The organism is Candidatus Vallotiella hemipterorum (genome assembly GCF_910593725.1).
Taxonomy (GTDB): Bacteria; Pseudomonadota; Gammaproteobacteria; order Burkholderiales; family Burkholderiaceae; genus Mycetohabitans; species Mycetohabitans hemipterorum.
This window is the reverse complement of sequence record NZ_OU343031.1, coordinates 88,974-102,457: the sequence shown is the minus strand read 5'-3', so window position 1 is coordinate 102,457 and position 13,484 is coordinate 88,974. Positions and strand designations below refer to the sequence as shown.

Sequence of the window (13,484 nt, the reverse complement as noted above, 5' to 3'; positions counted from 1 at the left end):
TGCCATGCGTCATGCCTTCAGCAAGCGGTCGATCGCCGCCTGGATTTTTTCCGGCTCGTATGACGCCAGCGCCTCCTCAACCGGATTTTTTAAACTCTCCAACTGAACACGCAGTACCTCTTGCTTAACCAGTAGTAACTGGCTCGGATGCATTGAAAACTCGGTTAGTCCCATCCCTAGGAGTAGCCGTGTCAGCGCTGGATCGCCAGCCATTTCCCCGCATACTGATATCGGTACGCCAGCACGCTGAGTTTCGCGTAGTGTCATACTGATTAGCCGCAATACCGCAGGATGCAGTGGGTCATACAAATGCGCAACTGAGTTGTCCGTTCGATCAATTGCTAGGGTGTATTGAATCAAGTCATTCGTTCCGATTGATAAAAAGTCAAGTCGCTCCAAAAACATAGGTAGCGCGATTACAGCAGCTGGGATTTCAATCATTGCGCCGACTTGTATATTCGGATCGAATGCTAGGCCTGCATCGTCTAGTTGTTTCTTAGCTTTCTCAATCAAATCTAGTGTTTGATCAATCTCAAACGCATGAGAAAGCATCGGGACGAGAATCCTTACAGGTCCAAAGGCTGAGGCACGCAGAATGGGCCGTAACTGGGAGAGAAATATTTGTGGCTTAGACAGGCTCCAGCGAATTGCGCGCAATCCAAGTGCCGAGTCGGGTTCTATTGTCCGCCTATCAGTCGAACCGATAAGCTTATCAGCACCAACGTCGATTGTACGAATTGTCACTGGCCAACCATTCATCGTCTGCACAACGCGGCGATACGAGTTAAATTGCTGTTCCTCTTGAGGAAACTCGCCTCGTGGGTTCATAAATAGGAATTCGGTACGGAACAGCCCAATTCCGACTGCACCAGCATCTAACGCAGCTCGCGCATCATCTGGCATCTCGATATTTGCTAGAAGATCAATTTTTGTGCCGCATACAGTTAGTGTCGGCAACAATTTTAAGCTCTGCAACTGATATTGCGTAAACCATTTTTTGCTTTGTCGGGATGTATATTCTTCTAGAATAAGCGGAGTTGGATCAACGATAACCACTCCACGGTCTCCATCAACGATAATCATATCGTTCTGCTGAATTAGTACGCTTGCCTGCTGCATGCCTACTGCGGCTGGAATGCCTAAGCTGCGCGCGACGATAGCAGTATGCGAGGTACACCCGCCAAGGTCTGTAACAAACCCAAGAGACCTCTGCATCTTGAATTTCAGCATGTCTGCTGGTGCGATATCGTGTGCGACTATAATCATCTCATCGGTATCGCACCGCATGCCATCGGCTATTACAGAGACTGTTGATAATCCAGTTAACTCTTTAAGTACTCGATCAACAACTTGCGCTAGGTCTGCCTTGCGCTCGCGTAGATACCCGTCATTGATGCCATCAAAATGCTTATCTAGGATCTTTAGTTGCTCAGTAAGTGCCCATTCAGCATTAAGCTTCCGTACCCGAATGCATTTAATTACCGCTTCGACTAGCATCTCATCGCCTAAAATTAGGATCTGAACATCAAGAAATGCGCCTATCTCGCTTAGCGTATCCGCCTGCAATTCAGAGCGCAACATAACTAGTTCGTTATAAATAGCCTGCTGCGCAGCGACGAAGCGAGCTATCTCGGTCTCAACATATTTAGGCTCGACTAGGTAACGATTAATATCCAGCACAGCACTCTGAATCAAGTATGCTCGGCCGATAGCGATGCCTTGAGATACAGGAATTCCATGCAGCGTGAAGGGCACACGCACCTCCTCTAGTTTGTATGGGGCACTTAAGAGATATCGAATTGCTTAGAAGCTAACCCGCACCAGATGCGGCTAACCCGTATTTAATAGGCATCTAATACAGTCTTGGCTAGATATAACTATGATGAGTTTGTTCTATATTTTTCTGAAACCTGCAGTTTCGAAGCCAGGAATTATTATATGTTTCTACAGAACTTAACCGCTATCGCTAATTAAATCTCATATTATTAAGACTCGCCGAACTTATCTGCGATTAGCGCAAGGATTGCATTCATGGCTAATTTCTCATCAGGACCCTCAGTCTCAATGGTAATCGAGCTATTAATGCCTGCTGCTAACAGCATGACTCCTATAATGCTTTTTGCGTTAATCCGTTGTTCATGACGCGATATCCAGATTGCACAACGAAAGTTTCTAGCTAATTCCGTTAGCTTAGCAGACGCCCGTGCATGAAGACCTAATTTATTAATAATTGTTACTTCTTTTTGAAGCATATTTCAATTAAGATTAAGATAATAAAGAGTTTACATTGGGCGAAAAAGGTTTGGTGCCTCTTCCGTTTCGTAATCGACTAAAAGATAAGTACCGTGAAGCGTTAACCCAATACCATAATGGAATAAAATTATTGCGGTACAGGATGGGAAATCTATATTAGTATGCCTAATACACTTATATCAGAATAAGATGCATATCTTTTAATCACTTTAAACTACCTTCAAGTTCTTCGCTATCCTATTAATAGGTAAAATCTCATAAAGAAGCACACAGCATGTGCTAGTATCTTTATGCTCACGCCTGACATGACCTAAATATAAGACAATACTCCTAACGTTGGAGGTTAGTACTGCACCAAGCATACTAGGTAATACTGGTGGAACTGTAGTCGGTCACTTATTGCATTTGTGCTCATAAATTACCAGTGCCGCTATCTGGGTCGCAGTTTTGTATTACATATAGCTCCATGATGCTCGGCGGCAGATAGTTATAAAAATAGATCATGCAATTTTACAATGCCTATGCTAATGCTGTATGAGCAATAAGTGGGCTATATTTTTATCAAAATCTCTATGGATTTAACAAAAGTTTACTGGGATGACATAGATTTTCCCGACCTCGGTCTTAGCTAATCTCGTGTTCCAGGGCGTTGACAAATATAGCCGCTATATCAAACCCTGTTTGTTTAGTGATCTCTCGAAAACATGTTGGACTTGTTACATTAATCTCTGTTAGCCAATAGCCAATTACGTCTAGACCAACTAAGAGGAGGCCGCGGTCGGCTAGAACAGGGCCAAGCGCGGCAGCAATCTCTAAATCTCGCAACCCCAGTAACTGTCCATAACCAACCCCACCAGCGGCTATGTTGCCTCGGATCTCAGTGCCCTGCGGAATCCGTGCAAGTGAGTAGGGTACTGGTTTTCCGCCGATTAGTAGGATCCGCTTATCACCATCCTTAATTTCTGGAATATACTGCTGAGCCATCACGTTTCGCGAGCCATTCGAGCTAAGCATCTCAATCGTTGAACCCAGATTCATGTAATCTTCACGTATTCGGAATATACCTCTGCCACCCATACCATCTAATGGCTTAAAGATCACATCGCGGTATTCGCTATGGAATGCTCTCAGACGTGCTGTATCGCACGTAACTAGTGTGGGTGCAGCGAACTGTGCGAACTCGCTAATCGCTATCTTTTCCGAATGATCTCGAATCGCTCGAGGCTTATTAAAAACTCGTGCACCCTGCCGCTCAGCGATCTCTAAAAGCCAGGTTGATGTTATATACTCCATATCGAATGGAGGGTCTTTTCTCATTAAAACTGCACTGAATGTACTTAGGGAGCGATTTTCCGAATGCTCTAAGTTGTACCATTGGCCAAGGTTTGTATAATCACCGACGATCGAAAAACGCTGCACCCTAGCTTCGACACTACCCCCTGTATATGCGAGGTGCCGAGGCTCGCACGTATAAAGTACGTAGCTACGACGTGCGACCTCGGCCATTATCGCGTATGTTGTATCTTTATAAATCTTAAATTGTGATAGTGAGTCAGTAATAAATAAGATATCCATAGGTTGTTTTTACGGCCGAGTAGCTATCTAGAATGCATTATCGCGTAGCACGGGTAATACATGCCTAATGTAGAGACTATTTGAGCATAGCATTCACTGGATTAATACGTACATCTACTGGTGTCATATAGAGGAAAATTAACAGCACGCATACATATCTAGTATATTCAGATTATTATCTAGGGTATGACCCGTATGAGATACGGTAAAATACCGACTAAATAGTAATTTATAGATTCTTTAGCTTGGTCTAAAGGGGGGGGGCGTTTAACTACTATAGTTTTGGGTGTAAGATGGATTTTAGTCCAGCGTATACCCTATCCTTTAAGACGCACGTTTTCCTCTACCTCTACTTTGCACCAAAAATCTCAACGAGATGCATCGGGTCGCACATATAGTACCTAGAGATACGTTTCACGTCTAAATATGGGTTCTGCTATAAAGCAACTAGCACTGCACGTGGTACATATTTTAGATAAAAACTACTTATTAGCACATATTAAGCACGGAACGCGGCGTAAACAATATACTGCTATCTAGTTGATTAAAAAGACTAACTAAAATTGTAGTAGACCTATAGGGTTATAGTGTACCTTGATCTCCTTGCAAAGGATTACTTGCATAATTCAAACAGGCAATGGATTAAATCAAAAATATTTAACTTATTACTATAAGCTAATCAATATGTGATTGATATAACCATGATTATAATCGGCAAGAAAATCTAAAGATCAGTCTAGTCTACCTTAATTTAGAAACGTATATGTTTTTAAAATATAAACAATCTAAGAGTGTTTATGCTGCTCGCAAGAGCATAGTTAATAGCAATAATAAAGTCTATCCGCCTATATCTGTTTTATGGTCTATACCTCCCTTCGCCTCTTAGTTTACAACGGCACCCGCTCCTAATGCCTGTATGTCTGCGTGATAGCTGGAGCGCACCATTGCACCGATAGCTGCATATGAGAAACCCATTGTATACGCTTCTTGTTCATATATCTTAAAGCTGTCTGGATGTACATAGGTTCGAACCGGTAAATGATACTCTGAGGGTTGAAGATACTGACCTATCGTTAGCATATCAACATTATGTGCCCGTAAATCTCGCATAACCTGTAAGATTTCCTCTTCAGTTTCGCCCAGCCCAACCATTAATCCAGACTTCGTCATGACATCTGGATGCAGTGCCTTAAAATTTTTCAATAGCTTTAAGGAGTGGGAGTAGTCTGAGCCCGGACGCACTTCTTTATAGAGTCTCGGTACAGTTTCAAGATTATGATTCATTACGTCTGGAGGCGCCGTATTTAGAATGGTTAGGGCGCGCTCCAACCGTCCCCGAAAGTCTGGGGTCAATATCTCAATCTGGGTTTTTGGTGACAGCTTTCGAATCTGCCGAATACATTCCACAAAATGTCCAGCACCGCCGTCGCGTAAATCGTCTCGGTCTACACTAGTAATTACGATGTAACGCAGCTGCAGAATAGAAATGACATGCGCTAATTTCACTGGCTCATCTACATCTAGGGGATTTGGTCGTCCATGCCCAACGTCACAAAACGGGCAGCGACGCGTACATATATCACCCATAATCATAAACGTTGCCGTCCCTTTACCAAAGCATTCGCCGATGTTTGGGCAACTACCTTCTTCACAGACTGTATGCAGGCTATACTTACGTAGGATGTGTTTAATCTCATAGAAGCGGGAGTGACTAGTTGCAGCTTTTACTCGAATCCAATCTGGTTTCTTTAACTTCTCAGCCGGCACTATCTTAATAGGGATCCTCGAGGTCTTAGCCCAAGATTTTTGTTTTATGCCCTGATTAGGCTTAGAGTAAAAGGTATTCTCTCCCGATACAGTAAGAGGAATAAACAGATGAGGAGGGGTAGTCGTCATATTGAAATTGAATTTAGTATGGTATGGATGACTACATCCGTCTCAGCCGTCTACAAAGTTAGCGTTTTCACACGTTTCATTAGGCGATGAAGCAACGACGATCGGAGGTAGGTTTATCGTCAGTCGCTCAGCAAGTGTCTGTGCTACATCATTCCAATCTGCTGATACGCCAAGCGAAGCCATATCGACCGTTTCGAGACCGACGTAGCCACATGGGTTAATATCGTAGAATGGTTTAAGATCCATTCGGAGGTTAAGACTTGTGCCATGATATGAACAACCATTTCGGATTTTTAATCCAATAGCTGCGATCTTTGAAAGATTATTTTGATTCGAAGACTTATGTACTACATAGATACCGGGCGCGCCCGCTTGTCGCTTACCAACTAGATTATATGTCGCCAGAGTATCAATTACCGCCTGCTCAATGCGCATCACTAAATCACGAACCCATAGCTGCCGTCGACGTAGATTAGCTAGGATATAAGCAACAACCTGGCCTGGACCATGGTAAGTAATCTGACCGCCCCGATCGACCTGAACAAGCATTATATTGTTGTGCAAGGCCAGCAAGTGAGCGGGATTGCCCGCCTGTCCCAGTGTGTAGACTGGAAGGTGTTCAACTAACCAAATTTCATCCAGAGTAAACGGCGTGCGTTTAGCGGTAAACGCACGCATTGCCTTAAAGCTTATCTCATAAGATTCGACACCACGCCAACGCACAATGATGTTGTTAAACATCTTCTATAAGATAACCAGCTTTGTAATTAGGTTAATTGATGGCACAGACATAATTCTATTGGTTTATTGATAAGCTTATCTTGTCTGCTGGCGACTACTTAAATAAAACTTAAAACACACCTTTAGTATACCAGTCAATATAGCAGTGGAACAGCAGTCTCGACTGGTATAGGCATAGAATGTATGTATCGGGTTGTACAAGATAGATTCCTAAAGCCCCGTAAGGTACAGTTTGTCTATCTCAAAACTTTGCTAGAGACATTTAAGGAAAGATATAGATATCATCCAGAAACGACTGGACACTCCTATGTTTTATATATATTAGAAGTTTATAAATCTAGGCTATTTAATTCCTTAGTTTATGAGGCATACACTTTTTTAGTGCTTTTAGTAGCTGCTTATTATACTTATGTTTTTACGTCTTCTTGGAAAATATTAGTAGCGCCGCATCCCACAAACGCCCAAAGATACCGGCCTCTGGAACAGTCTGTAGAGCCACAGCTGGGAAGTGCGCTAGCACTTTATTGTCGACGATGACTTTGACTGTTCCTACTACTTGCCCATCAGGAATCGGCCCAATAAGAGGGCCATGGCGCTCTAACATTGGCATAATTCTGTCGCCCATACCATGAGGAACTGTTATGTACCGATCGCTCTTAACCCCTACGGGAACCGTACGCGTCTGGCCTTTGTACACGCGAGGCAAATCAATAATCTGGTTAGCTTTATATAATTGCATTGTGTCATACGCAGCGTAGCCGTAGTTGAGCATATTCAAGCTGTCTTGCGTGCGATAATACTCTTTTGGCTCTCCCATCATCACACTTACCAACCGGCGAGATGCGTTTGACACCCCTAGCATGGGCCGTTTGGAGCTGGCGATTAGGCAGTAACCTGCCGCCTTAGTATAGCCCGTTTTAAGTCCATCTACAGACGGATCAACCCATAGCAACCGGTTACGGTTTAGCTGTTTAATTTTATTATATGTGAAATTTTTCACCGAAAATATCGAATAATACTCGGGATAGTCTAGCATTAGATGCGCTGACAGCACAGCCAGGTCAGCTGCGCTTGTGTAGTGCAGAGAATTGGGCATACCACTTACGTCGACGTAATGCGTATTCTTCATACCGAGCTTTTGTACCGCTTCGTTCATCATCTGAACGAAATGTACCTCGCTCCCGCCAATACACTCGGCTAGCGCGATGGCGGCGTCATTTCCAGACTGTACGATCATTCCATATACTAAGTCGTGCACAGTCACTGGCTTTTTCGCCTCGATAAACATGCGAGATTCGTCTGTATGCATGCGACGGATTGACTTGCTTGGTACTACAATTTGCTCCATCGAAATTTTTTTACTCTTCAACATATCGAAAACTAAGTACGCCGTCATTAGTTTAGTTAATGAAGCGGGCTCAACCCGCTCGTCAGCGTTGGCCGACGCGAGAGTCTGCATGCTGTTCACATCGACAAGCACCCAGGAGCGCGCATGAACTAACGGCGGTGGAATTTGCGCGAGCGCATCTGTGTGAATAATGAGAGCGGAGGAAAAAAGTACGGCAGAGAGAATAGCAAGCCTCGCGCCGTAATCGGCGACGCGCCGGACAAAAATCAAACACATGGTAATCGAATAAACGTTAAATATAGAGAGTTCTGGCAGCCGACTACTACGAAGGCTGATCGTTAATTAATTGCACTTGCAAGTTAATTAAACTTTGCTATGTTCAGGAAAAAGTAGCAGTATTGTACACTGCTACTTTTCGATACAATGTAAGTATAGTTGCGTTATTGTAACTCGTCTAAAAAATTAGAGAATATTAGAATAAATACAATTCTCTCATTTAAGATGATCCAGGGTGCTACGAATCAGAGGTCAACGTTAGCAACCTTTTTAATCGGTCTCTTCGACGAAGATTAGCTTTGATTAGTGTAGGTTTTATTACACGCATAGACATTAGCAACAATATTTATATATGTAAGTCGCTCGTTCCATAAGCATATAAATTATGCTTTATTATATTTAAATATACTATCAGCTGCTAGCGCAACGTTTAGCTATCAAGGGATCAAAAGCTTAATCGTGGATATTAAACTCTACTAGCCCAGTTAGCATTCCGCTGGTCAGTTCGATTTCTCTCAGAAAAATTAGTTAGAATTCGCTAGAGATACTTATCACACTGTGCCACACGGTGATATATATCTTATAGATGAAGCCTTCCCCGTAGAGGCTTAAAGACGCAGGGGTGTCGCTTTTACAAGTCCTGAACTTGGTAATAAGAACCCTTATTCCTACTACAAGGCCGCTAGGCGACACAATTCGGCACTATAAGCTCCGGGATATGAGAATATGACAAGCTAAACAATTAGCATAATTGCCGATGTTTGTTAGTGTATTCGAGCGTTACTTTAAGTAGTACTCTGCCTAGAACCACATAATCTGAGCGAAGATCCCCGCCACATACTAGTTACTCTTAGGTTAAGTAGTAGGCGGGTATCTCTATACTGGTCTTCCCAGGCCACATTGACAGCGCGTGCCTCAGAGAATAGTCGCAGAGACATTCCGATATTTTTGCATCGTGCCTAGATTGATTACAACTCAGCTATCCCAGTAATCCGGCGCTAGAGAAGGTGTTCTATTAGTTTCTATAGAAAATCATTACGTATTTGGTTGCATAGAAACGTTGCGATTTTGAGACATTTATAGGGAGTTAATAACGGTGCTCGAAACTCTAAATCAGGTATAACAAAACCCTAATTTTTGTATCATTGTATCGAAATGCACAGCACTGCCTCGCTACAATAGTAAAATGTTTGATTATTCCCCCCCAAAAAATTTGCCTAGCATCCTAAGTGAGACTAGCGTTGCTAGTCACGGATCGATATTAGCCGCAGTAGACGGAGGCATCGAACGCAAGAGGCTTCTTGAGCTACTTGATCCACAGCCCTCACGGTGGGCGCTCGAAGTAGTCTATAAAACCGGCTCGACTAATGCAGATCTTGCTGCGCAGCTAAAGGCAGCACGCTGGATACCGTTTAATCCGCGTGTACGCGTCGCTTATTCGCAGACAGCGGGACGAGGACGGCGTAGCCGTCCGTGGTTAGATTCCCCAGGAAATGCGCTGCTATTCTCTCTTGCTCACTTAATGCCACGTACTCCAGACCGGCTTGCTGGGTTAAGTTTAGCACTCGGCGCAACAATCGTAGAGGGGCTGCGTACTTTACCTCTAGATGACAGTCGACGACTATTAATCAAGTGGCCAAATGACATCCTGTTAGATGGAGCGAAGTTAGCGGGAGTGCTTGTAGAAACCGCGTGGAGCACACGCGACTCCACCGCACTGATAGTTGGAGTGGGCCTAAACATTAATAGCGTTGACGGTTTAGCGAAGCAAATCGCATCTTCGTTCGAAACTTTTCTCCCTACTTTTCCGCTTATGCCTAGCGCACTATCTAGTGCGTGGCCGAACGCTTCTCCGACTCCTGTACTTGGCGCTGTACTCAATGCGTTAGCAGTCGGGCTAGAGCGATTTGGACAGTATGGCTTCGGGCCGTTCCGTGATGCCTGGATCGCTGTTCATGCCTATATGGGCCAGGAAGTAGTTATCTCGGGGCAGGGAGAGGAAATAGCGCGGGGTATCGTATACAGTGTTGATGAACAAGGACGACTATTAATACGTACACCACAAGAAATCCTAGCAATTGCCGCGGGCGACGTGTCTCTACGGCTTTCTGAAAATGTCAATATATCAGCACAGCAAGCATCCGGTGTATTTACTTACGAGGCATACATAAATGAATTGCCAGCAGCCAATACATCTATTATAGGACAGTACTCATCTAGATTAACTACTGGCGCCGCGCCTGTGTCTCACTTATCCGTTACCACGCTTGCAAGTTCCAGCGCGCAGCCAGCTACTGGATGCGCGCATAAACAACAGCTATACAACGACGACGCCTAATCCACTAATGATCGACCATGACCTTGCAGGCACGACTAATTACCGCCTAGTAATCGATGCTGGCAATAGCCGCACTAAATGGGCTCTGGTCCATGCCGATGGCGGTCTGCAGACACTTGGCGTATTCTCGCATGAGAACGCGCAGGGCGATCTCCCGTCGCGCATAGGAGGACTACGGGAGGTCGATTTTTTAGCGCCAGCCGATATTTGGATTTCTAACGCTGCTGGGCAGAACGTCGCGGCGCGCTTATCTGAAATGCTTGACGTGAGATGGCCGGGCATTACGCGTACGACTATTGTATCTCGCTCGTCACAGTGTGGGGTGAGGAATGGATATAGCGAACCAACACAACTCGGCACAGATCGTTGGGCTGGTATGATCGGCGCAAGGGCAGCGTATCCGCATGAGCATTTACTAATCGTCACGCTTGGCACTGCAACGACGATCGAGGCACTGCGTGCCGACGGAATTTTTGTCGGTGGCCTAATTGCACCAGGATGGTCATTAATGATGCGCTCTCTCGGAGAGCATACAGCACAGTTACCGATGCTGACACCGGCAGGCGCACGATCGGTTTTAGCTAGCAGGCCGAATCTTCTATTTGGTACGGATACGCCAACGTCGCTATCTACTGGATGTGCGCTTGCGCAAGCTAACTTAATAGAACATGCTTACCTGACATGGCGCTCTGAATTGGGTGGGGCGCCGGTACGCATGATTCTTGGCGGCGGGGGCGGCGATATAATGGCGGCGACATTAACTTTGCCATATACGCGGCACGATCATTTAATATTATCTGGGCTTGCTCTGATTGCTCAAGATGAGGTAATGGCGCACAAACATAGAGTCTAATACAACCCCTATAGGGAAGAAAAACAAAAATAGATAATATTATTCGTTAATGACTTAAATTTCTAGAATAGACGTACTTTGAAATACTTAGTGCTGAGTTTATTAAGGATTCTCTGCCTATGCGGCTTTTGACCCGGTATAAGCTGCAGTTCCTTTATTAGCAGGTTAGTCTGGAAGTCTATAATTTTGTCGCCTGCTTTTTTAAGCCACAGTGATCCGTGGGTCGTATGCGCCATAGTAGTTTTGTTGTCGAGTGGTCATGCTCAAAAGGAATCGCTAGTGTGCGACCGCCCCAACTTCGTACTAATGACGATTCTGGTAGCTTATCCATGTCGTAGTCGCCGCCCTTGACTAGAATATCTGGACGTAATAGCCGAATCAACTTGATTGGAGTTAAATCATTAAACATTACCACATAATCAACGCTCTCCAGGGCGGCAAGCAATGCCATGCGATCTGCCTCTAAGTTGATCGGGCGATCGTAGCCCTTGCCAAGCCGCCTTGCCGAAGCGTCGCTATTAACGCCTACTACTAGAGAGGCACCTAATGCTCGGGCATTGTCCAAATACGTTACATGCCCACGATGCAGGATATCGAATACACCATTAGTAAATAAGAGTGGCGCAGCAAGTAAAGCTCGGCGAGCTAGCAAGGTTTTCCACTCGACGATCTTGCGCTCGAACGAAGCCGGCATAAACTTACACCCGCTTGACTGTTCCAATTACATCAGTATCGCTCCATAGTCGCTTTGCTAACTCCTTGCGATAATGGTTCAATTCCAGTGCTATTAGAAATGTTCGCCTGAATAAAAGGGAGAGATTGTAGAAGATTAAATCAATGACTTTTTCTCCCACATGTCGTCGACATTGTATCTGTTTATCTGGCCAATGTTCCAGCCATTTGAGATCTGGAAGCCGTGATTGAACAGTATCCTGAGGAAATAATTGTTGATTTACATGTAGGTTTATGGGATGCAGTAGTTTCTCTGTACGTCGGGCTGACACTATTAGTACGCCGATCTTCGAGAATGCGGCATAAGCGGAGTCGCCGGCCGTAGTCAGGGCTTTCTTCATATATCGAAGGTAGGCGCTGCCACCATGCCGCGCCTCATCTCAAAAATTGTCTTGTAGATATACTTAATAGTAGGCTCTGTATGCCAAACGCCGGCGCGCCGGTACCAGTGGTAGTTCAAGCGAATCTCGCCATAGAAATACAGAATCACTGTTTCCAGCAGTAGCGCTGGATCAGATAGGAGGCGTACTGCGTGTGTCTCTTGCTCGGTTAGTTCGAGCTCTGGGCGGAAGCACCGTAAATATTCCATTAACACTAGAGTATGCTTTTTTCCTCAAAGAACCAGATGCTTATAAATTAGCAGAAATCACTGTCGTTATAGTTACCGCGCAGGAACATTTCCGTTGCTGGTAATGCCAACCATTCGATAATCGCGTTAATCTTAATCGTATGTGCCTATGCCTCCGTTAACATCGACACAGAAAACTTATTCCATGGGATATTCTTTTCCATATCCCAGCGAACCGCCTCAAGCGAGCGATAGAGTTCCAGATAGAGCAGGTGTTTATAGTGCCACTCTATTAACCTAAAAGCATAAACTGCGTTGCATACTCGTCATGGACATTAAAACTCTAGATTTTATGTGAGCGTAGCCAGCTCGAGTCTAGATATCTGATATAACACTTTTTATAAACAGCCGATAGTGTTTATTAGTAGGTAGTCGGCTAAATAAAGGTGCTGTGTAGACACACATAGATCTTGATCTGCAATAAGCATATACCTAGAGCTACTCTTAGTAACTCTAGTATTAAATAATGCAGGTACCGAGACTGATACCTTATGCTCTTCGAATACGACAGGCGCAAGCTAGAAGATAGGGCGTTCGCACGCTCGCTTCAAATTACGCCGCTCTATCTAAAGGTATATAAAGCTGACTAAGTATGGAGAGGAAATTACTCGACCTTATATACAGTAACAAATCTATCTATATACTGGACTCTCACATGCTAGTTTCCATATAACCGATTCCAGCGCTAGCAAAAAATCAATCGAGATATTTAGTGGAATATTGGTTTTGGCGCTTATTAGTAAGGCATTAATGCGCCTGCTACGTCGCTGTAACAACAACTATTAGTGTATTGGGCCCATAAGCCCTGTACATACTTATCTATAGGGCCAGTCTATTTAAAGGA

General features: G+C 44.4%; 9 protein-coding genes and 1 pseudogene. 2 read left to right on the top strand and 8 right to left on the bottom strand.

Going from position 1 to position 13,484, the window contains the following annotated elements:
* Positions 1 to 9: 9 nt before the first annotated feature.
* The 6 genes from ptsP to KW136_RS00295 all read right to left on the bottom strand — a co-directional run bounded on the left by ptsP (position 10) and on the right by KW136_RS00295 (position 8,089).
* The gene (gene ptsP / locus KW136_RS00320; protein WP_216796365.1) at positions 10 to 1,755 is read right to left on the bottom strand and encodes a phosphoenolpyruvate--protein phosphotransferase; all 1,746 of its coding nucleotides are present in this window, start codon (positions 1,753 to 1,755) and stop codon (positions 10 to 12) included.
* Positions 1,756 to 1,985: 230 nt separating this feature from the next.
* Positions 1,986 to 2,252, bottom strand: a complete 267-nt coding sequence (locus KW136_RS00315; protein WP_216796363.1) for an HPr family phosphocarrier protein — start codon at positions 2,250 to 2,252, stop codon at positions 1,986 to 1,988.
* Positions 2,253 to 2,877: 625 nt separating this feature from the next.
* The gene (gshB, locus tag KW136_RS00310; protein WP_216796362.1) at positions 2,878 to 3,828 is read right to left on the bottom strand and encodes a glutathione synthase; all 951 of its coding nucleotides are present in this window, start codon (positions 3,826 to 3,828) and stop codon (positions 2,878 to 2,880) included.
* A gap of 882 nt (positions 3,829 to 4,710) precedes the next feature.
* Positions 4,711 to 5,724, bottom strand: a complete 1,014-nt coding sequence (gene lipA, locus KW136_RS00305; RefSeq protein WP_216796360.1) for a lipoyl synthase — start codon at positions 5,722 to 5,724, stop codon at positions 4,711 to 4,713.
* A 42-nt stretch (positions 5,725 to 5,766) separates the two neighbouring features.
* On the bottom strand, positions 5,767 to 6,465 hold the full coding sequence (gene lipB / locus KW136_RS00300) for a lipoyl(octanoyl) transferase LipB (protein ID WP_216796358.1): 699 nt from the start codon (positions 6,463 to 6,465) through the stop codon (positions 5,767 to 5,769).
* 415 nt (positions 6,466 to 6,880) lie between these two features.
* Positions 6,881 to 8,089, bottom strand: coding sequence for a D-alanyl-D-alanine carboxypeptidase family protein (locus tag KW136_RS00295; RefSeq protein WP_216796356.1), 1,209 nt, complete (start codon positions 8,087 to 8,089; stop codon positions 6,881 to 6,883).
* 1,186 nt (positions 8,090 to 9,275) lie between these two features.
* Between KW136_RS00295 and KW136_RS00290 the strand changes: the two genes are divergently transcribed.
* Entirely contained in the window at positions 9,276 to 10,427 is a 1,152-nt protein-coding gene (locus tag KW136_RS00290; RefSeq protein WP_216796355.1) for a biotin--[acetyl-CoA-carboxylase] ligase, read from the top strand.
* 7 nt (positions 10,428 to 10,434) lie between these two features.
* Positions 10,435 to 11,280 carry a type III pantothenate kinase gene (locus tag KW136_RS00285; RefSeq protein WP_216797351.1) on the top strand — a complete coding sequence of 282 codons (846 nt, stop codon included), beginning with the start codon at positions 10,435 to 10,437 and terminating at the stop codon, positions 11,278 to 11,280.
* Positions 11,281 to 11,458: 178 nt separating this feature from the next.
* Here the strand turns inward: KW136_RS00285 and rfaE2 are convergent, their stop codons facing one another.
* Entirely contained in the window at positions 11,459 to 11,974 is a 516-nt protein-coding gene (gene rfaE2, locus KW136_RS00280) for a D-glycero-beta-D-manno-heptose 1-phosphate adenylyltransferase (RefSeq protein WP_216796354.1), read from the bottom strand.
* Between the two features lie 4 nt (positions 11,975 to 11,978).
* Positions 11,979 to 12,852: pseudogene (locus tag KW136_RS00275) on the bottom strand (ferritin-like domain-containing protein).
* Positions 12,853 to 13,484: the final 632 nt, after the last annotated feature.